Source organism: Streptomyces sp. MS191, from assembly GCF_008042125.1.
Classification (GTDB): domain Bacteria; phylum Actinomycetota; class Actinomycetes; order Streptomycetales; family Streptomycetaceae; genus Streptomyces.
In genome coordinates this window covers 13,521-39,574 of the sequence record NZ_RDBI01000057.1, presented here as the reverse complement: position 1 = coordinate 39,574, position 26,054 = coordinate 13,521, and the positions used below count along the sequence as shown (strand labels likewise).

Annotated in this window: 26 protein-coding genes; 11 read left to right on the top strand and 15 right to left on the bottom strand. The window is 73.6% G+C overall.

Annotated elements, in window-relative coordinates:
• Positions 1 to 60: 60 nt before the first annotated feature.
• From egtD to egtA, 4 genes are read right to left on the bottom strand one after another with little or no spacing between them, the layout of a single operon-like run.
• The gene (gene egtD, locus EAO71_RS25160; protein WP_147980106.1) at positions 61 to 1,026 is read right to left on the bottom strand and encodes an L-histidine N(alpha)-methyltransferase; all 966 of its coding nucleotides are present in this window, start codon (positions 1,024 to 1,026) and stop codon (positions 61 to 63) included.
• Entirely contained in the window at positions 1,023 to 1,790 is a 768-nt protein-coding gene (egtC, locus tag EAO71_RS25155; RefSeq protein ID WP_147980105.1) for an ergothioneine biosynthesis protein EgtC, read from the bottom strand. The genes egtD and egtC overlap by 4 nt, the downstream gene beginning before the upstream one ends.
• Complete coding sequence (gene egtB, locus EAO71_RS25150; protein WP_147980104.1) at positions 1,790 to 3,106, bottom strand: ergothioneine biosynthesis protein EgtB; 1,317 nt, start codon at positions 3,104 to 3,106, stop codon at positions 1,790 to 1,792. Before egtB ends, egtC begins: the two co-directional genes overlap by 1 nt.
• A complete protein-coding gene (gene egtA, locus EAO71_RS25145; protein ID WP_147980103.1) occupies positions 3,103 to 4,362 on the bottom strand; it encodes an ergothioneine biosynthesis glutamate--cysteine ligase EgtA in 1,260 nt (419 codons plus the stop codon). Before egtA ends, egtB begins: the two co-directional genes overlap by 4 nt.
• 131 nt (positions 4,363 to 4,493) lie before the next feature.
• Here egtA and EAO71_RS25140 point away from each other — a divergent pair, with 131 nt between their 5' ends.
• Complete coding sequence (locus tag EAO71_RS25140; protein WP_147980102.1) at positions 4,494 to 5,318, top strand: TIGR02452 family protein; 825 nt, start codon at positions 4,494 to 4,496, stop codon at positions 5,316 to 5,318.
• A gap of 138 nt (positions 5,319 to 5,456) precedes the next feature.
• Here the strand turns inward: EAO71_RS25140 and EAO71_RS25135 are convergent, their stop codons facing one another.
• On the bottom strand, positions 5,457 to 5,954 hold the full coding sequence (locus EAO71_RS25135) for a type II toxin-antitoxin system PemK/MazF family toxin (protein ID WP_147980230.1): 498 nt from the start codon (positions 5,952 to 5,954) through the stop codon (positions 5,457 to 5,459).
• 131 nt (positions 5,955 to 6,085) lie between these two features.
• On the opposite strand from EAO71_RS25135, the gene EAO71_RS37845 reads away from it, so the two are divergent.
• Complete coding sequence (locus EAO71_RS37845; RefSeq protein ID WP_187282815.1) at positions 6,086 to 6,256, top strand: hypothetical protein; 171 nt, start codon at positions 6,086 to 6,088, stop codon at positions 6,254 to 6,256.
• A gap of 68 nt (positions 6,257 to 6,324) precedes the next feature.
• Here the strand turns inward: EAO71_RS37845 and EAO71_RS25130 are convergent, their stop codons facing one another.
• From EAO71_RS25130 to EAO71_RS25115, 4 genes are all read right to left on the bottom strand, one after another.
• A complete protein-coding gene (locus EAO71_RS25130; protein WP_261992332.1) occupies positions 6,325 to 7,782 on the bottom strand; it encodes a flotillin family protein in 1,458 nt (485 codons plus the stop codon).
• Positions 7,783 to 7,864: 82 nt separating this feature from the next.
• The gene (locus EAO71_RS25125; RefSeq protein ID WP_261992331.1) at positions 7,865 to 8,083 is read right to left on the bottom strand and encodes a hypothetical protein; all 219 of its coding nucleotides are present in this window, start codon (positions 8,081 to 8,083) and stop codon (positions 7,865 to 7,867) included.
• A gap of 14 nt (positions 8,084 to 8,097) precedes the next feature.
• Positions 8,098 to 8,805: an alpha/beta fold hydrolase gene (locus EAO71_RS25120; RefSeq protein WP_147980101.1), complete on the bottom strand. Its 708-nt coding sequence runs from the start codon at positions 8,803 to 8,805 to the stop codon at positions 8,098 to 8,100.
• 25 nt (positions 8,806 to 8,830) lie between these two features.
• Positions 8,831 to 9,646 carry an MFS transporter gene (locus EAO71_RS25115; protein WP_147980100.1) on the bottom strand — a complete coding sequence of 272 codons (816 nt, stop codon included), beginning with the start codon at positions 9,644 to 9,646 and terminating at the stop codon, positions 8,831 to 8,833.
• Positions 9,647 to 9,802: 156 nt separating this feature from the next.
• On the opposite strand from EAO71_RS25115, the gene EAO71_RS25110 reads away from it, so the two are divergent.
• The 3 genes from EAO71_RS25110 (at position 9,803) to EAO71_RS25100 (ending at position 12,612) form a co-directional block, all read left to right on the top strand.
• A complete protein-coding gene (locus tag EAO71_RS25110; protein WP_147980099.1) occupies positions 9,803 to 10,825 on the top strand; it encodes a LacI family DNA-binding transcriptional regulator in 1,023 nt (340 codons plus the stop codon).
• Between the two features lie 93 nt (positions 10,826 to 10,918).
• Complete coding sequence (locus EAO71_RS25105; RefSeq protein ID WP_147980098.1) at positions 10,919 to 11,188, top strand: hypothetical protein; 270 nt, start codon at positions 10,919 to 10,921, stop codon at positions 11,186 to 11,188.
• 236 nt (positions 11,189 to 11,424) lie between these two features.
• Positions 11,425 to 12,612, top strand: coding sequence for a thiolase family protein (locus EAO71_RS25100; protein ID WP_147980097.1), 1,188 nt, complete (start codon positions 11,425 to 11,427; stop codon positions 12,610 to 12,612).
• Between the two features lie 96 nt (positions 12,613 to 12,708).
• Here the strand turns inward: EAO71_RS25100 and trxA are convergent, their stop codons facing one another.
• Positions 12,709 to 13,086, bottom strand: coding sequence for a thioredoxin (gene trxA / locus EAO71_RS25095; protein WP_147980096.1), 378 nt, complete (start codon positions 13,084 to 13,086; stop codon positions 12,709 to 12,711).
• Positions 13,087 to 13,241: 155 nt separating this feature from the next.
• Between trxA and EAO71_RS25090 the strand changes: the two genes are divergently transcribed.
• The gene (locus tag EAO71_RS25090; protein WP_147980095.1) at positions 13,242 to 14,690 is read left to right on the top strand and encodes a dihydrolipoyl dehydrogenase family protein; all 1,449 of its coding nucleotides are present in this window, start codon (positions 13,242 to 13,244) and stop codon (positions 14,688 to 14,690) included.
• Positions 14,687 to 15,556 (top strand): 3'-5' exonuclease family protein, encoded by an 870-nt coding sequence (locus EAO71_RS25085; RefSeq protein ID WP_147980094.1) that lies wholly within the window; start codon positions 14,687 to 14,689, stop codon positions 15,554 to 15,556. The genes EAO71_RS25090 and EAO71_RS25085 overlap by 4 nt, the downstream gene beginning before the upstream one ends.
• A 111-nt stretch (positions 15,557 to 15,667) precedes the next feature.
• Here the strand turns inward: EAO71_RS25085 and EAO71_RS25080 are convergent, their stop codons facing one another.
• Complete coding sequence (locus tag EAO71_RS25080; RefSeq protein WP_147980227.1) at positions 15,668 to 16,282, bottom strand: TetR/AcrR family transcriptional regulator; 615 nt, start codon at positions 16,280 to 16,282, stop codon at positions 15,668 to 15,670.
• Between the two features lie 147 nt (positions 16,283 to 16,429).
• Here EAO71_RS25080 and EAO71_RS25075 point away from each other — a divergent pair, with 147 nt between their 5' ends.
• From EAO71_RS25075 to EAO71_RS25065, 3 genes are all read left to right on the top strand, one after another.
• Positions 16,430 to 17,824: a purine-cytosine permease family protein gene (locus EAO71_RS25075; protein ID WP_147980093.1), complete on the top strand. Its 1,395-nt coding sequence runs from the start codon at positions 16,430 to 16,432 to the stop codon at positions 17,822 to 17,824.
• Between the two features lie 83 nt (positions 17,825 to 17,907).
• Positions 17,908 to 19,569 carry an amidohydrolase gene (locus tag EAO71_RS25070; RefSeq protein WP_147980092.1) on the top strand — a complete coding sequence of 554 codons (1,662 nt, stop codon included), beginning with the start codon at positions 17,908 to 17,910 and terminating at the stop codon, positions 19,567 to 19,569.
• 240 nt (positions 19,570 to 19,809) lie between these two features.
• Entirely contained in the window at positions 19,810 to 20,250 is a 441-nt protein-coding gene (locus tag EAO71_RS25065; RefSeq protein ID WP_147980091.1) for a GNAT family N-acetyltransferase, read from the top strand.
• Between the two features lie 80 nt (positions 20,251 to 20,330).
• Here the strand turns inward: EAO71_RS25065 and EAO71_RS25060 are convergent, their stop codons facing one another.
• From EAO71_RS25060 to EAO71_RS25045, 4 genes are all read right to left on the bottom strand, one after another.
• Positions 20,331 to 20,963 (bottom strand): DUF305 domain-containing protein, encoded by a 633-nt coding sequence (locus tag EAO71_RS25060; RefSeq protein ID WP_147980090.1) that lies wholly within the window; start codon positions 20,961 to 20,963, stop codon positions 20,331 to 20,333.
• A gap of 289 nt (positions 20,964 to 21,252) precedes the next feature.
• Positions 21,253 to 21,744, bottom strand: coding sequence for a DUF6153 family protein (locus EAO71_RS25055; RefSeq protein ID WP_147980089.1), 492 nt, complete (start codon positions 21,742 to 21,744; stop codon positions 21,253 to 21,255).
• 229 nt (positions 21,745 to 21,973) lie between these two features.
• Entirely contained in the window at positions 21,974 to 22,318 is a 345-nt protein-coding gene (locus EAO71_RS25050) for a tetratricopeptide repeat protein (RefSeq protein ID WP_147980088.1), read from the bottom strand.
• A gap of 231 nt (positions 22,319 to 22,549) precedes the next feature.
• A complete protein-coding gene (locus EAO71_RS25045) occupies positions 22,550 to 23,515 on the bottom strand; it encodes a pirin family protein (RefSeq protein ID WP_147980087.1) in 966 nt (321 codons plus the stop codon).
• Positions 23,516 to 23,753: 238 nt separating this feature from the next.
• Here EAO71_RS25045 and EAO71_RS25040 point away from each other — a divergent pair.
• The coding region (locus tag EAO71_RS25040) for a discoidin domain-containing protein (RefSeq protein ID WP_261992330.1) at positions 23,754 to 26,054 on the top strand (2,301 nt) is incomplete at its 3' end.

Sequence of the window (26,054 nt, the reverse complement as noted above, 5' to 3'; positions counted from 1 at the left end):
GATCCTCGATCCGCTCCCCGGCGGCCGCTACCCGGACCGCCGCGCCCTCGCCGCGGCGGCTCAGCGCGCGATCGCCAGCGACAGCGCGAACCGCCCCTTCCGGTCCGTCCACCAGCGGGTCAGCTCCAGCCCCGCGTCCGCGAGCTCGCTGCGCACCCCCGCCTGACGGAACTTCGCCGACACCTCCGTCCGTACCTCCTCGCCCTTCTCGAACGGCACGATCAGGTCGAGCTCCGGGATCTTCACCGTGAGCGCGTGCCGCGCCCGCAGCCGCATCTCGATCCACTCCCGGTCCCGGTCCCACAGCGCCACGTGGTCGAAGTCCTCCGGCCGCACGTCCGCGTCCAGCTCGCGGGCGATGACCGCCAGCACGTTCTTGTTGAACGCGGCCGTGACACCGGCCGCGTCGTCGTACGCGGCGACGAGCGTCGCCTCGTCCTTCACCAGGTCCGTGCCGAGCAGCAGCGCGTCCCCGGGGCTGAGCATCGCCCGCACCGAGCGCAGGAAGACCGCGCGCTCGTCGGGCAGCAGGTTCCCGATCGTGCCGCCCAGGAAGGCGACCAGGCGAGGCCCGGGGGTGTCGGGCAGTTCGAGGCCCCGGGTGAAGTCGGCGACCAGGGCGTGGATGTCCAGCCCCGGCCGCTCGGCCAGCAGCGCCTCGGCCGCCCCGGTCAGTGCGGACCGGCTGACGTCCACCGGCACGTAGCTCGCCAGCCCGGGCAGCAGCGCGTCGATCAGGAAACGGGTCTTCTCCGAGGATCCGGACCCCAGCTCCACCAGGGTGCGGGCCCCGGTGGCCGCCGCGATGTCGGACGCCCGGTCGATCAGGATCTCCCGCTCGGCGCGGGTCGGGTAGTACTCGGGGAGCCGGGTGATCTCCTCGAAGAGCTCACTGCCGCGGGCGTCGTAGAACCACTTCGGCGGCAGCTCCTTGGGCATGCGGGTCAGACCGCCTTGCACGTCGGCGCGCAGAGCGGCCTCCGTCGCGTCCTCGGGCAGGGTGCGGGTCAGCTGGAACGGGCTCACGGGGAGGGCTCCTTGAGCGGGGTGAGGGTGACATCGGCGCGGGTGGCGGACAGCAGCGTGCGGTCCGGCACCTCGCGCCAGAGCGGGTCGTCGTCGTACGGCTCCGAGGCCACGACCGTGCGCGGCGCGCCGTTCCGGTCGGGACCCGTCAGGTACCACAGGGAGTTGCCCCAGGCGGTCGCGGTGATCTCGGCGCCGTCCGTGAGCAGCAGGTTCAGCGTCGCGCCCGGCGCCGCGCCGGCGGCCTCCCGCACGGTGTCGGCGAGTGCCCGGCCGGCGCCGTCCCCGGCGCGCAGCCGGTGCAGTGCCAGCGCCCAGAGGAGGGCCGAGTCGGTCCGCGCCTCCAGCCGGAGCAGCTCCGCGGCCGGCAGGGCCGCGGCCAGGCCGGCGAGCGCGTCGGGCCAGCCGCCGACCGCGCCGTTGTGGCTGAACAGCCACGGGCCGGCGGCGAACGGGGCCGCCGCCGCCTCCCCGTCGGCGCCGGGGAGGGTGGCTCCCCGGACGGCGGCCAGCAGCGCCCCGGGGCGCAGGACCCGTGCGAGGTCGCCGAAGGAGAGGTCGGACCACAGCGGCACGGCCCGTCGGTAGCGGGCCGGCACCGGGTCGCCCGGGACGTACCAGCCCACCCCGAAGCCGTCCGCGTTCACGACGCCACTGGTCTGCAGCCGCGGCTCCCACGCCTGCCGGTAGAGGGAGTGCTCCGGCCGCACCAGCAGCTCGCCGAGGGCCACCGGTTCGCCGACGTAGGCGAGATGCCGGCACATCAGGCGAGCTCCGCGTCGCGCGCCGTCCGGAAGCCGGAGAAGATCTGACGGCGCACCGGCAGGTCCCAGTTGCGGAACGTGCCCCGGCAGGCCACCTGGTCGACGGCGAACGAACCGCCCCGCAGCACCTTGTGCGCGGGCCCGAAGAAGACTTCCGAGTACTCCTTGTACGGGAACGCGGTGAAACCCGGGTAGGGCAGGAAGTCGCTGGACGTCCACTCCCACACGTCCCCGATCAGCTGGCGGACGCCGAGCGGCGAGGCGCCCTCGGGATAGCCCCCGGCCGGCGCGGGCCGCAGGTGCCGCTGGCCCAGATTGGCGTGGGCCGGGGTGGGGTCGGCGTCGCCCCACGGATAGCGCCGGGACCGTCCGGTCGCCGGGTCGTGGCGGGCCGCCTTCTCCCACTCGGCCTCCGTCGGGAGCCGGCGCCCCGCCCAGCGGGCGTAGGCGTCCGCCTCGTACCAGCTGACGTGCACCACCGGTTCGTCCTCGGGCACCGGCTCCGTCACGCCGAACCGGCGCCGCAGCCACTGCCCGCCCGAGCGCCGCCAGAACAGCGGCGCTCCGATGCCGTGCTGCCGGATCTGCGCCCAGCCCTCCGCCTGCCACCAGCGCTCGTCGGTGTAGCCGCCGTCCGCGACGAAGGCCATGTAGGCGCCGTTGGTGACGGGCACGGTGTCGACGAAGAACGACGCAACGACCCGGGTGTGGGCGGGGCGTTCGTTGTCCAGCGCCCACGGCTCGTCGGAGGTCCCCATCGTGAACGGACCGCCGGGTACGAGGACTTCGGAGGGAAGCGGACCGGTGTCGGTCGCCGGCGGCGGCGGGGCGGTCAGCGCCGCGGGCCCTGTGCGCAGCTGATGGGTGATCAGCATGGTCTCGTCGTGCTGCTGTTCGTGCTGGGCGATCATCCCGAAGGCGAACCCGGCCTCGACCAGCGGCGCTCCGGCCAACGCGGTGCCGGCCAGCACGTCCAGCACCCGGCCGCGCACGTCGGAGGCGTACGCGCGGGCCTCGGCGGGCGGGAGCAGCGGCAGCGTCGGCCGGCTGGCGCGCGGATGCTCGAACGCGTCGTAGAGGGAGTCGATCTCGGGCCGCAGCGCGTCACGGCCGGCGACCGCCCGCCACAGCCACTGCTCCTCCTGGTTGCCGATGTGCGCCAGGTCCCACACCAGGGGCGACATCAACGGAGAGTGCTGGGCGACGAGTTCGTCGTCCTCCACGCAGGAGGTGAGCAGCGCGGTGCGCTCGCGTGCGGTGGTGAGCGCGTCCAGCGCCCGCTGCCGCAGGGCGGTCGGGTCGTCGGTCACGGTCATGACCGCACCTCCTGGAGTTCGTCGGCGGGGCAGCTGCCCGGGATCACGTACCGCTCGTGGAAGCCGGCCACCGCGTCCTGCACGGCGGTGCTCGCCCCGATCCGGGGCAGGGCCTCCAGCGCGGCGGGGAACGCCACCAGCGCCGCGGCGTGCAGTTCGGGATCCGTCAGCCCGTCCCGGGCCGCGGCGAGCCAGAGCGGATTGCGCGGGGCCGGCCGGGTGCCGGCGTACTCGGCCAGCGGCTTGACGGCCCGGTAGACGCTCTCCGCGGCCTGCGGGTCCTCGAAGAGCGCGGTCGTCACGGCCACCGGCACGATCCAGCCGTCGGCGCCCGGCTGCGCGTCGACCATCCGCAGCTCCAGATGGCCCCGCGGCCGCACCGGCGGGAAGAGCGTCGTCATGTGGTAGTGCAGATCGTCCTCGACGGGCGGACGGGGCCGGCCCGTGCGGAGCCACTCCCGGAACGTCAGCCCCTCGGGCGCCTGCCACGGCCCGTCGTCGGACCGTACGCACATCACCGGGGTGTCGAGCACGTGCGCGGCCCAGGCCGCGCGGGGGTCGCCGTCCGGTCCCGGCGCGAGCGCCCGCACCGGATCGAGGTCCGTCCACAACGCCTGCCTGGTCGAGCGCCAGCCGGTCGGCCGGCCGCCGTGGACGGGGGAGGTGGCGAACGCGGCGACCAGGACCGCGCCCAGCAGGTGGGCGAGCTGCCAGCGCCGGTGGTACCCGAGCGGCCCCGGCTCCTCGTGGCCCGCGTCCAGGCAGATCTGCACCGAGGCCGAGTCGCACATCATGGCCCGGCCCGCGGGCCCGGTGCGGTCGAAGAGCCGCTCCATCGCGTCGTAGCGGGGCTCGTGCAGCATCCGCTCGCGGGGCGCGTGCCACGGGTCGACCCCGTAGCCGCTGAGGGAGAGACCGAGCGGGCCGAGCGCGCCGCGCACCGCGCGCAGATCGGCGGAGAGGGTGTCGAGGCACTCCATGAGGGAGGCCGCGGGCGGGGAGCTGAGTTCCAGCTGTCCGCCGGGCTCGAAGGTGAGCGCCGAGGCCAGCGGCAGGGCCCGGACGCCGTCGATGGCCGCGGCCAGGCGCGGCGGCCGGACGGGAAGCCGCGGATCACGCAGCTCGTGGACGAACCACTCCAGCTCGACCCCGACGGTGCGGGGCGGGCCCGTCTTGAAGCAGATACATCGCAGCAGCTCCTCCGCCTCGCTCTCGGTGAGAGGGGGGCCGCTGTGCGGTATGCCGCTCGGCGACATGTCGGAACCTCCTGTTCGGGAAGGCGCTGATTCCACCTAAAGCCACCTCCGACGGGCGTGCAAGACCGCCTCTTCGGCCCCTCTGGAAATCCCGTTGCCCCACCGTCACGCGATCGATCAAGCTCAGGGGCATGAGCGCACGACTGCGGGGGATCGCGAAGCAGACCGAGGAGATCGTGGAGGCGGGCCGCTACCGGGCGCCCGACGGCCGCACGGTGTCCATCGAGGCGGAACTGGCCGCCGCCGTGGCCGGAACGACGTTGTACGGCCCCGAACCCGTCCGGGTCGTCCCTGACCGCGGCCGTGACACCGCCATAGAGGTGACGGACGAGAGCAGCCTGGCCGCCGCCCGCCGGCTGGCCGCGGCGGACACCGCCCCCGTCGCCGTTCTGAACTTCGCCTCCGCCCGCAACCCCGGCGGCGGCTACCTCAACGGCGCCCAGGCCCAGGAGGAGGCCGTCTGCCGGGCCTCAGCCCTGTACACGACACTCCTGACGGCGCCCGCGTACTACGAGCACCACCGGGCCGAGCGGGACGCCTTCTACACGGACCGCGTCATCCACTCGCCCGGGGTGCCGGTCTTCCGCGACGACCGCGGGGCGCTCCTCGACGAGCCGTTCACCGTCGGCTTCCTCACCTCGCCGGCCCCGAACGCGGGCGTCATCCGCCGGCGGACGCCCCAGCTCGCCGACCGGATCCCGGCCGCCCTCGCCTCCCGTGCCGAGCGGGTCCTGGAGGCGGCGGTGGCGGGCGGCTACCGCCGGCTCGTGCTCGGCGCGTGGGGCTGCGGCGTCTTCCGGAACGACCCGGCCGAGGTGGCCGGCGCGTTCCGGCGGCTGCTCACCGGGGAGGGCCGGTTCGCCGGCCACTTCGACGAGATCGTCTTCGCGATCCTGGACCGCACCGACGGCCGCACCACCCTGGGCGCCTTCCGGCGGGCGTACGAGGCCTCCTGACCCGCCTGCCGCCTGCCGCCTGGCCCGCGCCCTGACCCGTCTGCCGCCTGCCGCCCGGCCCGCCCGGCCCGGGACCGTCCGGGCGCCGGAGCGGCCCCGCGCACGTGCCGCGAGCGGGCGGGACTCTCCGTACGGGTCCTACGACCAGCCGTAGCGCTCGATCAGCCGGTCCACGACCCGGTCGAAACGCGGCCGGYCCAGCGCGCAGGCCTCGCGGCGCATGCCCGCCTCGTGGACCCGCAGGACGCGGTCCAGATCCACCCACGACTCGCGCCGCGCGCTGTCCCAGTCGCCCACCCCGATCGCCACCCACTCCCGGTCGTGGTCGTGGCGCCTGCTCGACAGCTGCACGGCCAGCAGCGTCCCGGCCGCCTCCCGCGCGACCACGAGCACCGGGCGGTCCTTGCCCCGCCCGTCGTTCTCCTCGAAGGGCACCCAGGTCCAGACGATCTCCCCGGGGTCCGGGTCGCCGTCGCGGTCCGGGGCGTACGAGGTCCGGACGGGGCCGACCTCCCGGGGATCGGCCTCGGTGGTGGCGTGCGAGGACTGCGACGACTGCGACGACTGCGACGACTGCGACGACTGCGACGGCGAGGACGGCGAGGACTGCGACGACGGCGAGGACTGCGAGTACATGGTCACGGGCCCACCGTAGGGGGCCGGACCGGCCGCTCCGCGCGAGCCCGTCCCTGACGTGCGGCGTTCGCACCCGCGTGCGAGGCTGAGAACGGCCCAGCGTCCGACGTTCCGCTACAGGAGGCACGATCGTGGGCAAGAAACAGACCCGGGTGAACCATGGCGCCCGCACGGGCGGGCACGAGCAGAGAACCGAGAGCGCGGCGAAGGAACGGTCGGCCGCCTCCCCGACGGGCGAGGCCCCGCGGCCGCTCATGCAGCAGGTCTCCCACAAGAAGGAGCGGAAGTTCGGTCACAACTGACCGACACCGCTCGCACACACCGTGGGCCGGGGCCCGGCGCCGTGACGGCTCCGGGCCCCGCCCCGTGCTCACGCCCGGTCGTCGTCGACCGGGATCGCCGTCGAGCCGGCCGCGGCCGCCTCCGTACCGGCCGGGACCGCCTCGGCCCGGGGAGCCGGCGCCGCCGCCACCCCGTTCTTCGCGGGGGCGGGCGTACCGGCGGGGTTCATCGACGCGAGCAGCTGACGGGCCACTCCCAGCCCGGTGCCCCCCATCGTCAGCGCCTTGGCGAACATGTCCGCCATGCCGTCGGCGCCGTTCAGCAGGACCATCTGGTCCACGTTGCCGAAGGCGGACGCGCCCGCCTCGACGATCTCCGGCCACTTCTCGGCCAGCTGCTGGGCGACCACCGCCTCCTGGTTCTCGGCGAGCGCCGCGGCGCGTGCCTTGATGGCCTCCGCCTCGGCCAGACCCTTGGCACGGGTCGCCTCCGCGGCCGCCAGACCCCGGGCGTGCTGCGCCGCCGCCTCCGCCTCACCGGTGAGCCGGGTCGCCGTCGCCCGGGCCGCGCTGGCCAGCTCGGTCTCCTTCGCCTCGGCCTGGGCCGCCGAGATCCGCGCGTCGCGCTCGGCGTCGGCCAGCGTCCGCGTCTCGTACGCCATCGCGTCCGCCGGCTTCCGGACCTCCGCCTGGAGCTGCTGCTCCTTGCGGTGGCCCTCGAGTTCGGCGACGCGCGTCTCCTGGACGACCACCTCCTGGCGCGCCGCCGCGTCCGCCAGCGGGCCGGCCTGCCGGGCCTTCGCGGACGCCTGGTCCCGCTCGGCCTGGTACCCGGCCTGGAGGATCTCGCTGTCCCGGGTCGCCTCCGACATCCGGGCCGCGGCCATCTGCTCGGCCTCGGTCGCCCGCCGGTTGGCCTCCGCCTGCGCGATCCGGGCGTCCCGCTGGACGGCCGCCGCGTGCGGTGCCGCCAGGTTCTTGATGTACCCGGTCGGGTCCTCGATCTCGTGGATCTGCAGCGAGTCGACGATCAGGCCGAGCTTCTCCATCTCCGTGCCACAGGCCGAACGGGCCTGCCCGGTCAGCTTCTCCCGGTCCCGGATCATGTCCTCGACCGTCAACCCGCCGACGATGGCGCGGAGATGACCGGCGAAGACGATGTGCACCCGTTCCGACATCAGCTTCTGCTGGTCGAGGAAACGACGGGCCGCGTTGGCGATCGACACGAAGTCGTCGCCGACCTTGAAGATGACCACGCCGCGGACCTTGAGCGGAATGCCCTGGTGCGTCACGCACTCGACGGACAGCTGGGTCTCGTTGAGGTCCAGCGAGAGTTTCCGTACGGCCTGGACGCCCGGCAGCACGAGCGTGCCGCGCCCCGTGACGATCCGGAAGCCCATGCCCTCGCCGAGGCCCTCCATCTTGTGGTTGGAGCCGGAGATGATCAGAGCCTCGTTGGGTTCCGCGACGCGCCACATCAACTTGAACACTGCGATCACAGCGAGGAGAGCGGCTGCCGCGCCGCCCGCCACCATGCCGATGCCCATGGGCAGCTCCCCCTTCACCGGAGCCGTGCGGATCCGGTGAAGGGAGTGTGCGCCCGACGGGGGGCGCCGCTCAATGGATCGGTCAACTGTCGTACGCGGCTGTGACATAGACGGTGCGCGGAGGAAGATGTTCCACGACCATCACGACCGTTCCGGGACCGATCCGGTCCTCACCCGTCGCCGGATAGGCGAGGAAGTGCTCGGCCCCGCCGCGGATCCGGACGATCACCTCGCCGACGAGGCCGGGCCCGACGGTGCCGGTCACCCGGCCGAGCAATCCCACCATCGAGACGTCGTCCATGACCAAAAGGTACGTCAGATCCAGCCGTCCAGGGCGGTCATGAACCCCTCGAAGTCGTCCCGGTGGAGGGTGTGTCCGGCACCGGCGACCGTACGCAGCTCGAAACCGCGCTCCTTGAGCGTCCGGGCGTCGTCGGCGCCGACCAGCATGCTCGGATCCGCGAGCGCCACCAGCGAGGGCACGGCGGGCCTCGCGGGCCACATGTCCGCGCCGACGCTGGGCACCAGGCCGTGCGCCGTCCGCTCGTCCCAGCGCCTGATCGCGTCCGCCTCGATGTCCAGATCCTCCTCCGCCCAGCGGGGGTTGAGGATCCCTATGTGCTGCCGGGTCAGCTCCTTGCCCTGGGTGAAGAGCTCCGGACGGTAGCCCGCCTCCCCGGCCGGGAGGTGCCAGGCGGGGTCGGCGTACACGGCGCGGCGGGGTGCGAGCCGTTCCACGGCGCCGGCCAGGGCCAGCGCGCCGAGCGAGTGGCCGATGGCCAACTCGGCTCCCACGGGCAGGGTTTCGACGAGGTCGTCGGCGTAGTCCCGCGGGGTGTAGCCCTCGGCTCCCGCGGCGCGACCGCTGGCGCCGTGACCGCGCAGGTCCACCGCCGTCACCCGGTATCCGCGGGCGGCCAGGGCCGGGCCGACCCGTCGCCAGGTGCGGTGGTCCGACATGATCCCGTGGACCAGGAGCGCGACCCGGTCGCCGGATCCCCAGGAGGTGGTGTGCAGCAGCACGGTGGTACCCCTTCGTCGGGCGTGCTCAGCGCACGCTGCGGATCGGGCGCACGGCGAGTGCGCCGAGCACCGACAGTACGGCCGCGACCAGGAACAGGGCCGGGTACCCGCCACTCGCCGAGACGATGAGGGAGGCCACGAAGGGGGCGACGATCTGCGGTCCCGCGTTGGCGATGTTGAGCACGCCCATGTCGCGGGCGGCGTCCTCGGCCCGGGGCAGCACCATGGTGACCAGCGCCGTGTCGACGGCCATGTAGCAGCCGAAACCAAGGCCGTTGACGACGGAGAACACCAGCATCGCGGTCCAGCTCGCGGACAGCGCGGGGACGAGCAGGGCGACGACGGTCGATCCGACGGGCAGGCCGAGTCCGACGGCGGCGGACGCCCTGCCGCGTGCGGCGAGCGGCACCCGGTCGGGCACCACGGAGGTGAGGGCGGCCTGGTAGACGTTCATCACGGCCTGCCCGAGGCACCAGGCGATCATCACCAGCAGGATCGTGTCGGCACTGCCCAGCAGGAACATCACGGGTATCGCGAGCAGGCCGCCGGCCAGGATCCAGGGGTTGCGGCGGCCCGACCGGTCGGAGAGCGCGCCGGCCACCGGGTTGAAGACGGTGGCGAAGATGGCGGAGACACCGGACACCAGACCGAAATTGGCCACCTTGTTCGCCGGGTCGATGCCCTCGATCTGGAGCGCGAGAAGGATGCCGGGGACGCCCACGTACAGCGCGTACATCGCCGCGTTGCCGGCGAGCAGCAGCGGCAGCAGGCCGCGGGTCGGCCGCGGGGCGGCGGGGGAGTCGACGCCGGTCGTGCCGGTGTCGGAGGAGGAAAGGGCCACGGTGCCCTCCTGGGGAGATCGCCCCGGCGAGGGGGCGAGGAGCGGAAGGGAAGAGGGGGTTACACGTGTCAGTGGCGCGTGTGAGCATTGTGTAGCACTCGCATCAGGCCATCCGCCAGACCCTGGTTCGGATCGGTCTGGAAAGATGCCGGAGCGATGACGAAGCCAACCGAGCAGCCCGCCGGGCGCCCCGTCCCGACCAGCGCCGACGTCGCACGGCTCGCCGGGGTGTCCCGCGCCACCGTGTCGTACGTCCTGAACAACACCTCGGCCGTGCGGATCAGCGAGCCGACGCGTCGGCGGGTTCGGGAGGCGGCCGAGGAGCTGGGCTACGTGCCGCACGCCGCCGCCCGCAGTCTGCGCGCCGGTCACAGCCGCATGGTCCTGCTCCCCACCGCGCACGTGCCGATCGGGCCGCTGTACAGCCGCTTCTTCGACGAGCTCCAGTGGGCGCTCCGGCGCCTCGACTACACGGTGGTGCAGTACGGCAGCCTCGGCCTGGACGCCGACGAGGCGGCCCGCGCCTGGGCCGAGCTCCGGCCGGTCGCCGTCGTCTCCCTCGGCGAGATCGAGCTGACCCCGCACGGCGTGGAGACCCTCAAGCGCTCGGGCGCCAAGGCCGTCCTCACCGTCGGGCCGCAGCGGGTCGACGGCGCGCACGCCCTCGTCATCGACCCGGCCCGGATCGGCCGCGCGGCCGTGGAACACCTCGTCGAGCAGGGCCGCCGCCGGATCGGCGTGGTGGTCCCGGAGGAGCCCGGTCTGGAACTCTTCTCCGGCCCGCGCCTCGACGGCGCCCGGCAGGCCGTCGAGGGGACGCCGGCCACGGTCGTCCCGCTGCCGTTGCGGTACGAGGAGGACGCGGCGGCGGAACTGGCCGGGCGATGGCGCGAACTCGGCCTCGACGCGGTGTTCGCCTACAACGACGAGTACGCGATGCTGCTGATGCGGGCGCTCCAGGACGCGGGGCTGTCGATCCCCGGGGACACGGCGGTGGTGGGCTCGGACGACCTGCTCCTCGGCCGGCTGCTGCGGCCCCGGCTGAGCACGGTCCGGATGGACATGGTGCGCGGCCGGGACCTGGCCGAGCTGGTCGACCGGGCCGTGCGGGAACCGGAGGCCCTGCCCGAGGTGCGGGAGCTCGCGGACACCCGGGTCGTCCGGCGCGAGTCCAGCTGAGCGGTCCGCGGCGCCCGGGTCGACCTCTCGGCGCGGGAGCCGGCGGGTCCCGGTCGTCCGGCGCGAGTCCGGCCCAGCGCTTAGCGTCGGTGCATGAGCACCGTTCCGAAGCGTTTCGAGATTCTTCTGGTCCCCGAGCACGTGGAGGACCGCGGCGACGCCTCCGTGGAGGACAGCGCGGTCCGCTCGGCCGTGGTCGAGGTGACCGGACGGCAGGGCTCCTCGGGTTATCCGCGCTACGAGGGGCACGGCATCGTGGCCGAGATAGACCCGGAGACCCGCACCGTGGAGGCCCTCCTCGTGGACGGCCGCGAACTGGACTACGGGCTGACCGCGCTGATCAGGCACGCGCCCGGTCAGTGAGGCGGCGCGTCCCGGGCGCGCCCACGGAGCCGCACGCCCGCCGGGCCGCCCGCTGCCGTGCCGGGCGACCCGCCCGCTCCGTGTGTACCGACCACCTACCGGGCGCCGCGGGCCGTTGACAGGACGCCGCGCGGGGCAGAGACTCGGCGCGCACCTCATGAACGAACGTTCACCAGGCGAACACCAGCCGCTGCCGAACCGCAGGTCACGACCGCAGGTCCCGTGGGAGACAACCGATGAGCATCCGCGACGTGTACATCGTCGACGCCGTCCGCACCCCGATCGGCAAGTTCGGAGGCGCCCTCTCCTCCGTGCGCCCGGACGACCTCGCCGCACACGTGGTCAGGGCGCTCGTGGACCGCGCCCCCGCGCTCGACCCGGCACGGATCGACGACGTGTACTTCGGTGACGCCAACGGGGCGGGCGAGGACAACCGGGACGTGGCGCGCATGGCCGTGCTGCTCGCCGGACTGCCCGCCTCCGTCCCCGGCGTCACCCTCAACCGCCTCTGCGGCTCCGGTCTGGAGGCGGTGATCCAGGCGGCCAGGGCCATCGCGCTCGGTGACGCCTCGGTGGCGATCGCCGGCGGCGTCGAGTCGATGTCCCGTGCGCCCTGGGTGCTGCAGAAGCCGGAGCGGGCCTTCCCGGCCGGCCACCAGCAGCTGCACTCCACGACGCTCGGCTGGCGCATGACCAACCCGAGGATGCCCGCGGAGTGGACCGTCTCGCTCGGCGAGGGCGCGGAGCTCGTCGCCGACCGCCACGGGATCACCCGGGAGCAGCAGGACGCCTTCGCCCTGGCCAGCCACCGGAAGGCGGCCGAGGCCTGGGACAAGGGCCGCTACGACGCCGAGGTCGTCCCCTACGAGGGGGTGGACCTGCTCCGCGACGAGTGCATCCGCGACGCCACCTCGATGGAGGCCCTGGGGCGGCTGAAGCCCTCGTTCCGTACCGACGGCGGCACGGTCACGGCGGGCAACGCCTCGCCGCTCAACGACGGCGCCGCGGCCCTCCTGCTGGTCGACGAGGCGGGGCTGCGGGAGACCGGCCGCGAGCCGCTCGCCCGCATCCGCGCTTCCGCGGTCACCGGCATCGAGCCCCAGCTCTTCGGTCTCGGACCGGTCGAGGCGGTCCGCCGGGCCCTCGGGAAGGCGGGCAGGTCCTTCGCCGACCTGACCACCTTCGAGCTCAACGAGGCCTTCGCCGCCCAGTCGCTGGGCTGCCTCGCCGAGTGGCCGGAGCTCGACCCGGCGATCGTGAACCCGCTCGGCGGCGCCATCGCCATCGGCCACCCGCTGGGCGCCTCCGGCGCGCGGCTGGCCGGCTCGGTGGCCCACCAGCTGGCCGCCGCCGGCTCGGGCACGGGCCTCGCGGCGCTGTGCATCGGCGTCGGCCAGGGTCTGGCCCTGGTCCTGGAGCGCTGAGGCACCCCGATCGACCGCCGTCCCCGGCTCCCGCTCCGGACGTGCGACGGGGCGGTACGGGTGATCCGTACCGCCCCATCGCCCCCGAGGGGTGGGCTACTGCTCGCCCGCCTTCTCCTTCGCCGTCTCGATGGACCTGCGCACCTCGTCCATGTCGAGGCCCCGCGCCTGTCCGATCACGTCCTCCAGAGCGGTCTCCGGGAGCGCGCCCGGCTGGGCGAACACCGCCACGTTGTCGCGGACGATCATCAGCGTCGGGATCGATCGGATCTCGAACGCGGCGGCCAGCTCCTGCTGCGCCTCCGTGTCGACCTTGGCGAAGACCAGGTCCTCGTGGCGCTCCGAGGCGGCCTCGTAGACGGGTGCGAACTGACGACACGGACCGCACCACTCAGCCCAGAAGTCGATCAGAACGAAGTCGTTCTCACTCACGATCTGGTCGAAGTTGTCCTTGGTGAGCTCAACGGTGCTCATGCTGCCAACCTTTCCGGTCCCGGCCTGTCTGTCCTACGTTTCCGCGGTCCCCGGGGACTCGCCCCGCACAACGGTGTTCCGAGCCTCGCTATTCCGGGGCCGCCGGGGCGCCTTCCCTGTGGCAGCCCGTGCACACCTGCCACCAGACTGGGCCCATGACGCGAGCAGTGGAGCACGAGTACGACGTGGTGGTCCTGGGTGCGGGACCGGTCGGCGAGAACGTGGTGGACCGCGCCCGGGCGGCCGGGCTGACCACGGCGGTGGTGGAGGGCGAACTGGTCGGCGGCGAGTGCTCGTACTGGGCGTGCATGCCCAGCAAGGCCCTGCTGCGACCGGCGATCGCACGCTCCGACGCCCGCAAGGTGCCGGGGCTCGCCCGGGCGGTCCAGGGCCCGCTGGACGCGGAGGCGGTGCTCGCCCACCGCGACTACTATGTCTCGGACTGGAAGGACGAAGGGGCGGTCGGCTGGCTCGACTCCATCGGGGCCCGGCTGTACCGCGGCCACGGCCGGCTGGACGGAACCCGCCGGGTGTCCGTCGAGGGACCCGAGGGCGAGCGCCACCTCCTGACCGCCCGGCACGCCGTGGCCGTGTGCACCGGCAGCCGCGCCGCCCTGCCCGACCTGCCGGGTCTGACCGGCGCCCGCCCCTGGACCAGCCGTGAGGCGACCAGCTCCCACCACGTACCGGACCGTCTCGTCGTGGTGGGCGGGGGAGTGGTCGCCGCGGAGATGGCCACCGCCTGGCAGGCCCTCGGCTCGCGCGTGACCCTCCTCGTCCGGGGCTCCGGCCTGCTGCCCAGGATGGAGCCGTTCGTCGGCGAGCACGTCGCCGACGCGCTCGCCGAAGCCGGCGCCGAGGTTCGGACGAACGTCTCCGTCGCCGCCGTGGTGCGCGACGGGGGCACCGGACCGGTCACCGTGGTGCTGGAGGGCGGCGAGCAGATCGAGGGCGACGAGGTGCTCTTCGCCACGGGCCGCAGGCCGCGCACGGAGGACATCGGCCTGGAGACCGTCGGTCTGGAGCCCGGATCCTGGCTGCCGGTGGACGACAGCCTGCTGGTCGCCGGCAGCGACTGGCTGTACGCGGTCGGGGACGTCAACCACCGGGCCCTGATGACCCACGAGGGCAAGTACCAGGCGCGCATCGCGGGCGCCGCCATCGTGGCCCGCGCCCAGGGGCGCGGCACGGACACCGGCCGGTGGGGGGCGCACGCGGCCACCGCCGACCACGCCGCCGTGCCGCAGGTCGTCTTCACCGATCCGGAGGCGGCCGCGGTCGGTCTCTCGCTCGCCGAGGCCGAACGGTCCGGACGCCGGGTCAGGGCCGTCGACCTGGACCTCACGAACGTCGCCGGCGCCGGGCTGTACGCCCACGGGTACCGGGGGCACGCCCGGATGGTCGTCGACCTGGACAGCGAGACCGTCGTCGGCGTCACGTTCGTCGGCCCGGGCATCGGCGAACTCCTGCACTCGGCGACGATCGCCGTCGTCGGCGAGGTCCCGATCGACCGCCTGTGGCACGCGGTCCCCGCGTACCCGACGCTGAGCGAGGCGTGGCTGCGCCTGCTGGAGGCGTATCGCGACGGCGGCGCGGCGGAATGAGCCCCGGCGCCGGTCCGGGCGGCCCCGTCAACGACTACGACGGGCCGTGCGCCGTGTGCGGGACGGTCGTCCCGGCCGGCACCGGCGTGCTCCGGCGCGACCCGGCCGGCGGCTGGACGGTCCACCACACGGACCACGCGAGGGACCCCGCCCCGCCCGTACGGCAGGACCTGCCCGGCTGGCACCGGCGCCGCCTGCTCTCCCTGGACATCGCCACCACCGGCAACCGGGCGGCGGTGGACCGGATCCTCGCCGCGTCCGTCCGGGGCAGCGACGGCGCGGCGGAGGACTGGCTGCTCGACCCCGGACCCGACCCCGTCACGGTGGCCCCGGAGAAGGGGCACGGGATCGGCGTCGAGCGGGCCCGCGCCGAGGGCGTGCCCGCGGCCGAGGCCCTGAAGGAGCTCGCCGGAACGCTCGCCGGCCACCTGGCGTCGAAGGAGGTCCTGGTGGTCTGGTTCGCCCCGCACGTCCTGAGCACCCTGCACGCCGAACTCCTGCGCCACGGCGTGCCGCCCCTGACCGAGCGCCTGCCGGCCGGAGTCGCCCCGATCTGCGACCCGCTGGTCCTCGACCGGCACGCCGACCGCTACCGGCCCGGCCGCCGTTCGCTGGCGGACGTCACCGAGTGGTACGGCATCCCGCACCCCCACCCCGGCGAGGCGGCCTCCGATGCCGAGGCCACGCTCGTCCTCGCCCAGGCCGTGGCGGCCTGCCATCCGGCGATCGCGCGGCTGTCCCGGCCGGCCCTGCACGTCGAGCAGATCCGCTGGAACGCCGACCACGCCCGCCGCCACCCCGACGCCCTCGACTGGCCCTTCACCGCGCTCGACCCCCTGCCCTGGCAGGAATTCACGCGCAGCTGACGGGGCCGACGGCACGCGGCACGCGGCACCACGGCGTCCGGCGCCGGCCGGTGTGAACGAGATCCGGGCGCCCGCGGGGGTTCCGGCGACGGCGCGGCCCGGGGCCCGGCCTCAGGCCCGTGCGATCAGCCGCGCCGCGGCCGCCCGCGCCGCCTCCAGCGCCGGGCGACGGTCGCGGCCCTCCTCCGGGCCGAGCACCACCCGGGTGCTCAACCCGTCGAGCAGTGCCAGGAGTTCGGAGGCGCGCTCGGTCACCTCCGTCGCGTCGAGCGGGGCGAAGCGGGACTGGGCCACTCCCTTGGCGACCAGCGCCTCCAGGTCCTCCTGCCAGCCGTCGTCCAGCTCCTGCTGGGCCTGGCGCAGCGAGGCGTTGGCCGGGGTGCGGGCCCACAGCTCGATCCACAGCGTCCAGCGCGGATCGCGCGGGCCGCGCGGCAGGTACAGCCGCAGGAAGAGGTCCAGCTTGCGCTCCGCCGCGAGCCGGCGGGCGAGGAGCGCGCGACGCTCCTCGGCCAGGGCCGCCTCGCTCCAGCGCAGGGCGGCGAGCAGCAGCAGGTCCTTGCTGCCGAAGTAGTACAGGATGTGGCCGCCGCTCGTGCCGAGACGCTCCGCGAGCGCCGACATGGTCAGGGTCGCCAGACCGTTCTCGGCGATGGCCGCCATGGCCTCCTCGAGCATCCGCTCCTGCGTGACGTGCCCGTCCCGCCGTCGTGCCGCCCCTGCCACCCGTACCGCCCTCGTCACCCGTCGTCCCTCACGTCAGGTCACGACTTTAACCGCAGGTTCCGCGAGGTCTTGACGGGACGGCCCCGCCTCGCACATCTTGAATGCCGTTCTAAGTTCTAGAACGGCATTCAAGGTCTGGGGAGTGGCATGGCACAACTGACGGGAGCGGCCGGCACCGGCCGCGACGAGGTCTTCCAGGTCGAGGAGCACGGCATCGACCCGATCCCGGACGCCGAGCGCCACGGCAGTGCCAAGGACCTGTTCTGGCTCTGGTTCGGCTCCAACCTCACCTTCACCTACGTGATCAACGGTGCTCTCGCCGTGGCCTTCGGGCTCTCGTTCTGGCAGGCCACGGCCGTCGTCGTGGTGGGCGGGCTCGCCTTCTTCGCCATCAGCGCCGCCGGACTCAGCGGCATCCGCACCGGCACCGCCACCCTCGTCATCTCGCGCGCCGCCTTCGGGGTGCGCGGCAACTGGCCCGCCGGGCTGCTCAACTGGGTCGTCAGCATCGGCTACACCATCGTCAACACGGTCGTCGGCACCCTGGCCCTCGAAGCGTTCCTCGCCGACCTCGGCTGGAGCGGAGGCCACGCCGCCCGCGCGCTCGCCCTGACCGTCACCCTCGCGATGACCTTCGCCGTCGCCCTCTGGGGCCACGCGACCGTCCAGTTCGCCGAACGCTGGATGGCGTACGTCCTCGCCGTCGGCTTCGCCGCCCTGCTCGTCTTCGTCCTGCCCGGCGCCGACACCACCGCCCCCGCCGCCGGCCCCGGAGCCGCCGGCTGGAGCCTCGCCTTCGTCGTCATGCTAGCGGGCCCCTTCTCCTACCTTCCGATGCCCGCCGACTACACCCGCTACCTGCCCCGCACCACCTCCCTCGGGTCCCTCACCTGGAGCGGCGCGCTCGGCGGCTTCCTCTCGTCCGTCGCCCTCGGCGTGGCCGGTGTGGCCGCCGCGACCCAGGCCGACATGACGGACGCGGTCGCCGGCGCCGAAGGCCTGCTCCCGGGCTGGTTCCAGCCCCTCTTCCTCGCCCTGGTCCTCGGCGGCTCGGTCACCAACTCGATCATCACGCTCTACTCCTCCAGCCTGAACCTCCAGGTCCTCGGCATCCCCTGGAGCCGCGCCCGCGCCATCGTCATCAGCGCCGCCGTCACTGCCCTCGGCTCCCTCGGCGCCCTCTTCCTCACCGACTTCACCACCTCGCTCCTCTCCTTCCTCTCCCTGCTGATCATCGTGTTCGCCCCGTGGGGCGGCGTCTTCCTCGCGGACATGGTGCTGCGCCGCTGCGCCTACGACGCCGACGCACTGCACGCCGCCGAACGCGGCGCCTACTGGTACCGGGGCGGCTGGCATCCGGCCGGCGCGACCGCTCTCCTCGCCGGGATGCTCTTCGCCGCCCTGACCTGCGACTCGGAGCTGTGGACGGGCCCGCTGGTCGCGCCCCTGGGAGGCGCCGACCTCACCCTGCTCGGCGCGGTGGTCTCGGCCCTCGTCTACGTCCTCCTCGCCCGCCGCCGCGTCACACCCTTCCGGCCCTGACCCCGCCCGGTCCCGGCACCCACCGCACATCCGCCCCCGGCCTCGTCCGCACACACCACCACCCGAACGTGGAGTCCAGCCCCATGCAGCACAGCGCCCCCGCCGACCTCGTCCTGACCCGCGCCCGCATCCACACGGTCGACCCCGACCTCCCGGAGGCCGAGGCGCTCGCCGTCCGGGACGGGCGGATCGTCTGGCTCGGCGCGGAGACCGACGCCGCGCGGTGGACCGGTCCGGACACGGAGGTGCTCGACGCGGGCGGCAGGCTCGTCCTGCCGGGGTTCATCGMCGCCCACMACCACGTCCGTCTCGGCTCCGACGACGCCTGTGTCCAGCTGGCCGGAGCCCGCACCCTGGACGCCGTGCACGCCCGCATACGGGCATGGCGGGCCGGTCACCCCGACGCCGAGTGGATCGAGGCCGAGGCCTTCGACTACTCGGCCATCCCCGACGGCCGCATGCCCACCGCCGCCGACCTCGACCCCGTCACCGGCGACACCCCCGCCCTCGTTCTCAGCTACGACGTGCACACCGCCTGGCTCAACACCGCGGCGATGCGCCGGCTCGGCGTGCGCAAGGGCCGGACCGGCCTGCCCTTCGGCGAAGCCGCCACCGACCCCGTCACCGGCGAACCGACCGGCTTCGTCAAGGACTTCGCCGTCAAGGGGCTCTCCCGCGAGGGACACCGGGCACTGCGCGAACTCGGCGTGCCGTGGGCCGCCCCCGACCGGCAGTACGGCCGGCTCGCCAGGAGCCTAGACGACGCCATCGGGTTCGGCATCACCACCGTCGTCGAGCCCCAGAACTCCCTCGACGACCTGGCCCTCTTCGAGCGCGCCCGGGCGGAGGGCCGGCTCCGCTCCCGTGTCGTCGCCGCCCTCTTCCACCCCCGCGGCACCACCGAGGCGGACCTCGACGAGTTCGCCGCCGCCGCACGGAAGTTCGCCGACGACCGGCTGCGCGTCGGTCCGCTCAAGCTGTACATCGACGACGTCGTCGAGCCGCGCACCGCCGCGCTCCTGGAGCCGTACGCGGGCTGCGGCCACCACCGGGGCGACACCTTCTATCCGGCGGACGAGTTCGCCGGCCTGCTCACACGCCTCGACGCCCGGGGCTTCCAGTGCTTCGTCCACGCCACCGGCGACCGGGGCATCCGCACGGTCCTCGACGCCGTCGAGCGGGCCCGTACCGCCAACGGCCCGCGCGACGCCCGGCACCAGATCGTCCACGTCGAATGCCTCGACCCGGCCGACACGCCCCGCTTCGCCGAACTCGGAGTCGTGGCCTGCATGCAGCCCCGGCACGCCGCACCCGACATCGCGGGCCCCGGCCGGGACTGGGCGGAGAACATCGGCCCCGACCGCTGGCACAAGGCGTGGCCGCTGCGGAGCCTGCACGCCGCCGGAGCCGTCCTCGCCCTCTCCAGCGACTGGAACGTCGCCGAGATGGATCCCATGGTCGGCATCTACACGGCCGTCACCCGGCGACCGCTCGCGGGTGGCGGGGAGCCCTGGACGCCCGGCGAGACGATCGACGTCGCCACCGCCGTCGAGGGCTACACGATGGGCTCGGCCTACGCCAACTTCCTGGAGCACGAGCGGGGTTCGCTCACCGTCGGCAAGCTGGCCGACTTCGTCGTGCTGTCCCGCGACATCCTCCGCATCGACCCGGAGGAGATCCCGGGCACGGTCGCCGAGACCGTGGTGGTGGGCGGCGAGGTCGTCGCCGGCCGGGGACGCGACTGACGACCGGGCCTCCCCGGGTCCGCCACCCGCGCGGTGCCGGACCGGGTGGCCCTCAAGACACCCCCCAGGGCTGTCCCGTGATCCCCGGCGGGCGCACGACGCCGGCTACGGCCCCTCGCCGCGTTGTCGGATCTCCCGAATACGCCCAGTATGAGGACGACCCTCCGCCTTGCGATGCACCGCATCCGACGCCGTGCGCGGACCCACCGCGGATTACGGGACACCCCCTAGGCTCGGCTCATGAAGATCACCGTGCGACCGGCGACCGAGGGGGACCTCTCCGCATTGCTGCGTCTCTACAGCGAGTTGAACCCGGACGACGCGCCGTTGCCCCGGGCGTCCGCGGACGCCGTCTGGGCAGCCGTCTCACGGCAGCAGGGGCGGACGGTCCTGGTGGCCGATGCGGACGGCGCGGTGGCCGGAACGGCGGACTGCATCGTCGTGCCGAACCTCACGCGCGGCGGCCGCGCCATCCTGTTCGTGGAGAACGTCGTGGTGGCCGGATCCTCTCAACGGAGTGGGGTCGGCCGCCGGCTGATGGAGGAAGCCGTTCGCCTGGGCGAGGCGGCCGGCTGCTACAAGGTCCAGCTCCTGGCGGCGGACGACGAGTACGTCCACACCTTCTACGCGGCGTGCGGCTTCGAGGCCCGCGCGCAGGGCTTCCGCCGCTACATCCCGTAGCGACCCCACCGCCGGGGCGGGGACCCCGGCCCGGACGGTCCCCCCCTCGGGAGGGACCGTCCGGGCCCGGCGGCCGTCGGTCAGAGCCGCTCGAGGATCCTCCTCAGCTCGGAGATCTCGGCCGACTGGGTCCGCACCACGTCGCCGGCCAGCTTGAGCGCCGCCTCGTCCCGCCCCTCGCGCTGTTCCGTCCTGGCCATCTGCACCGCCCCGTCGTGGTGGGCGATCATCAGCTCCGCGAACCTGCGGTCGAAGGCCCTGCCCCGGACGGCCGCCAGGTCCTTCATGTCCTGCTCGGACATCATCCCGGCCATGCCGTGTCCCGCGTGGCCGGCCGACTCGGGCCTTCCCCAGCCCGTGAGCCAGGTCCTCATCGTCCGGATCTCGGGGTCCTGCGCCTGCTTGATCGCGGCGACGAGCCGACGGACGTCGGCGTCCTCGGCCCTGCCGTCGGCGAGCCGCGCCATGTCGAGCGCCTGCTGGTGGTGCGGGATCATCCCCTGCGCGAACGTCACGTCCGCGTCGTTGAACGGTCCGGTGGCGTGCGCCCGGCCGGGGGTGCCGGACGGGCTCGCCGGGGCGGAGGCTTCGTGGTCGGCCCCGCCGGGGTGGCCGCTGCCGGAACCGGCGCCGGAACCGCAGGCGGCGAGCAGGAGCCCGGCGGCGACGGCCGCCACGAGCCCGCGGGCGGGGTTCTTGTCGTAGGCACGCATCTGTGACACACCTCTGTGCTGTCTGTACGGCGTGCGCCAACGCGCGCACGCCGGAAGGCGGACGGGTCCACGGGTCCGCGGGCAGCACGAGGCACCCGCGGTGGCGGCAGACCCAGGGCGTGTTGCGAAAGGAGCGCCGTCCGCCCGGAGGGCGGGCCTCGCGGCGTCTGGTGCGTGCGATCGCAAGGCGGAGGGTCGCTCTCGTACTGGGCGTACTCGGGCGATCCCGACAACGCAGCGAGGGCGCGTGCCAGGCGTCGTGGGGCAGGCGGGACTTTCGCGACACGCCCTAGATGCGCAGGACCGACAGCCGGGCGAGGTCGGGAGGCCGGCGCGGCGGTGCGTTCGGCCCGAGAAGGGGCGTCAGCCCGGTGAGGAGCCGGGCGAGCCAGTCGGGGCGGCGGGCGAGTGCCGCCCGGACGAGACCGGCGAGCAGCCAGACGACGAGCACGGCCACGCAGAGCGAGGACATGTCCATCGCCATGCCGGGGTCGTGCGACGACGACGACGAGGCCGAGGCGGGTGACGAGGCCGAGGCCGGGCCGCTGTCCACCGTTCCGTGCCCGGGTGCGGCGAGCACCGGGTCCCGGTCCGGTGCCGGGTGGCCGGGGGCGCCCGTGTGGGTCATCGCCCCGGCTTCCGAACCGCTGCCGGACGAGCCCTCGGGGTGGCCCACGACGTGCATCACGAAGACGCCGAGCGCGAGCACCACGACGAGCAGCAGGTGCGCCAGGGCGCCTCCCGCTCGACCGCTGCTGCGTTCCGCTCGTCCCGTGTGCACGGCTCGGACCTCCTGCCCGGAGCCTACCGAGTGCGTCGGGTTCCTTCCCGCCGTGGGTGGTTCACGGCGGGCCGAACGGCGTAAGCGCGGTCGCCGGAGCGAAGCCGCGGCGGGAGGGGGAGTCCGCTCGCTCCTCCGGAGAGGACGAGGGGGAGACGGACCTCCGTCTCCGCCCACGTCTCCGCCCTCGCGTTCGGCCTCGCGTTCGGCGCCCGGCCCTCCGGTCGCGTCAGCCGAGCTGCTCGCCGGACATCGCCGCAGCCATCCGAAGGTGCGGCGTGGCCTCGGCCGCCCGGCCCTGGCGCTCCAGCGTGCGGCCGAGCATGAGACGTGCGTAGTGCTCCACCGGGTCCCGGTCCAGGACGGCGCGGAGTTCGGTCTCGGCGCGGGAGAGCTGGGCGGAGTGGTAGTAGGCGCGGGCCAGCAGGAGCCGCTGGGCGGTCTGCTCGGGGTGCTCGGCCACCAGGCCCCGCAGGATCCGGGCGGCCGACAGGTACTCCTTCGCCTCGAAGAACATGCGGGCGCGGTCCCAGCGCTCGGCGGCCGTACCGAACTCGTAGTACGTGTCGCTCACTTCGTCTCCTCCACAACGGTCGTGCCTCCCGCCCCCGTGGGGCGTCATCCCCGACAACACTCCAGGGTGATTGAACATTCCACTACCTGTGGGCGGTCTCCGGGCGTCCGTTTTGCGGGCGGGAACCCTCGTACGGGCGTGCGGACGCATGCGGCGCCGCCCCCTCGCGGTGCGGGAGGGGACGGCGCCGGTGGCGTGGGCGGGCGCCCGCAAGGGTGGCGGGGCGGGGTCCTACCGGGTGCGGCCGCGGGGCTTGAGCGGGGTCGCGGGCAGGGACGGCGCGTCCAGCGGGTCGCCGTCGTACCCCTTCACCTCGCCGAAACGCGTACCGGACATCCAGTCCTCGCGGGCCTGCTCGATCTCCTCCTGGGTGCGTCCGACGAAGTTCCACCACATGATCAGCTCCTCCTCGAAGGGCTCGCCGCCGAGCAGCATGACCGCCGCGTCCGACGTGGCGCGCAGCGGCAGTTCGCTCCGTCCGCAGCCGAGGTAGAGCATGGAGCCCGGCAGTACGGGCACGCCGTCGACGTGCACCTCGCCCGACATCGACAGCACGCCGTACTCGAAGTCGGGCACCAGGGGGAGTCGCGTCTCGGTGCCGGCCGTGAGCGCGAGGTCGGCGCCGACGAGCGGCGTGTACGTCGTGCCCGGCGAGGCCGACCCGTCGATGTCGCCCAGGATCACGGTGGCCGTGAGGCCGGGGGCGGTGACCGTGGGCAGTTCGGCGTGGTGCTCGAAGTGCGGCTCGACATGGCGGTGCGCGTCCGGCAGGGCCACCCACAACTGCGCGCCGTGCAGCAGGCGGGCGTGCTTCCGGGGGCTCTCCTCGGAGTGGGAGATCGCCCGTCCGGACGTCATCAGGCCCAGCTCGCGCGGCCGGATGGTCTGCAGGCTGCCGGTGCTGTCGCGGTGGAGCACCTCGCCGTCGTGGAGCCAGCTGACGGTCTGCAGTCCCATGTGCGGGTGCGGCGGGACCTGCATGCCCGGCTCGTCCGCGATGTCGTCGGGGCCGTAGTGGTCCACGAAGGCCCAGGCGCCGATCATGCGGCGGCCGAGGTTCGGCAGGAGGCGGCGGACTTCGGTCGACCCGCCGAGCTGAACACGACGGGGGCTCAGGAGCTCGCGGACGGGCTCGGCGACGACGAAGCCGCGGCCACCGCACACGCTCGGCACTGCCTGACGGTCAAGGTTGCTCATGCGGCACAACCTAGCCGGGGTGTGGGGCGGTCAGCAGCAATACCCGTGCCGCGGTCCGGTGTCTTTGCGAAGGCGAGGTGCGGGGCGGCTCGGTTCTCAGCCAGTCATCGGCTTAATGAAAGACATAAGAAAAGTCGTGTCCGAGTCATTGACCCCGGCTGGGGAGCCGGGCAAGGTGCGGGAGAGCGCTCTCCGTACCTTGCCGTTTCCCCAACTCCCTTTCCAAGGAGCCCACTTCATGCCTCTCATCGGCATACCCGTGGCGGCGGCACCGCCCCCCGGGCGACGCACCGCGCCAGGCCGCGGCGCCGTCGCCCTCGCGGTCGTCGGCGCCCTCGTCGTCGCGCTGCTCGCACTGCTTCCCGCCCCCGCCGCACAGGCGGCGCCGGTCCTGCTCTCCCAGGGCAGGTCCGTGACCGTCTCCAGCCAGGAGAACGGCGGCACCCCCGCGGCCGCCGCGGTCGACGGCGACACCGGCACGCGCTGGTCCAGTGCCTTCTCCGACCCGCAGTGGATCCAGATCGACCTCGGCTCCACCGCCGCCGTCGAGCGCGTCGACCTGCGCTGGGAGGCCGCGTACGCGAAGGCCTACCGCATCGAGTTCTCCACCGACGGCACCACCTGGACGACCGCCCACTCCACGACCACCGGCGCCGGCGGCAACGAGAGCATCGCGGTCGCCGGGAACGCCCGGCACGTCCGGCTCACCGGCACCACCCGCGCCACCGTGTACGGCTACTCCCTCTGGGAGTTCCAGGTCTACGGCACGTCCGGCGGCGGCCCCACCCTGCCCGGCGGCGGGGACCTCGGCCCCAACGTGCACGTCTTCGATCCGTCCACGCCCGGCATCCAGGGCACGCTCGACCAGATCTTCCGGGAGCAGGAGTCGGCCCAGTTCGGCAGCGGCCGGCACGCGCTCCTCTTCAAGCCGGGCACGTACGGCACCCTGAACGCGCAGATCGGCTTCTACACGCAGATCGCCGGACTGGGCCTGCGGCCGGACGACACCACCATCAACGGTGACATCACCGTCGACGCGGGCTGGTTCAACGGCAACGCGACGCAGAACTTCTGGCGTTCCGCCGAGAACCTGGCCGTCAACCCCGTCAACGGCACCAACCGCTGGGCGGTCGCCCAGGCGTCCTCCTTCCGCCGGATGCACGTCAAGGGCGGCCTCAATCTCGCCCCCGACGGCTACGGCTGGGCCAGCGGCGGCTACATCGCCGACAGCAAGATCGACGGCACCGTCGGCCCGTACTCGCAGCAGCAGTGGTACACCCGCGACAGCACCATCGGCGGCTGGACCAACAGCGTCTGGAACATGACCTTCTCGGGTGTCGAGGGCGCTCCCGCCACCAGCTTCCCCGAGCCGCGCTACACCACGCTGGACACCACCCCGGTCTCCCGCGAGAAGCCCTTCCTCTACCTCGACGGCAACGAGTTCAAGGTCTTCGCCCCGGCCAAGCGCGTCGGCGCCCGCGGCACCACCTGGGCCAACGGCACCCCGCAGGGCGAGTCGATCCCGCTGAGCCGGTTCTACGTCGTCAAGCCCGGCGCCACGGCCGCCACCATCAACACCGCCCTCGCCCAGGGGCTCCACCTGCTGTTCACGCCCGGCGTCTACCACGTGGACCGGACGATCGAGGTGAACCGGGCGGACACCATCGTGCTCGGCCTCGGACTCGCCACGATCATCCCGGACAACGGGGTCACGGCCCTGCGCGTCGCGGACGTCGACGGTGTGCGGCTGGCCGGCTTCCTCGTGGACGCCGGCCCGGTCAACTCCCCGACCCTGCTGGAGATCGGCCCGGCCAACGCCTCCGCCGACCACTCCGCCGACCCCACCACCGTGCAGGACGTCTACGTCCGCATCGGCGGTGCCGGCCCCGGCAAGGCCACCACCAGCATGGTCGTCAACAACGACGACACGATCATCGACCACACCTGGGTGTGGCGCGCCGACCACGGCGAGGGCGTCGGCTGGGAGACCAACCGAGCCGACTACGGCGTCCGCGTCAACGGCGACGACGTCCTGGCCACCGGGCTGTTCGTCGAGCACTTCAACAAGTACGACGTCGACTGGTACGGCGAACGCGGCAAGACGATCTTCTTCCAGAACGAGAAGGCCTACGACGCCCCGAACCAGGCCGCGATCCAGAACGGCTCGACGAAGGGGTACGCCGCCTACCGGGTCGACGACTCCGTCAACACCCACGAGGGCTGGGGCCTGGGCAGCTACTGCTACTACAACGTGGACCCGACCATCCGTCAGGCCCACGGCTTCAAGGCACCGGTGAAGCCCGGCGTACGGTTCCACAGCCTGCTCCCGGAAGATCTGGTCGAGCGTGCCCTGGATGCCGGGCGTGGACGGATCGAAGACGTGCACGTTGGGGCCGAGGTCCCCGCCGCCGGGCAGGGTGGGGCCGCCGCCGGACGTGCCGTAGACCTGGAACTCCCAGAGGGAGTAGCCGTACACGGTGGCGCGGGTGGTGCTGGAACTCCCAGAGGGAGTAGCCGTACACGGTGGCGCGGGTGGTGC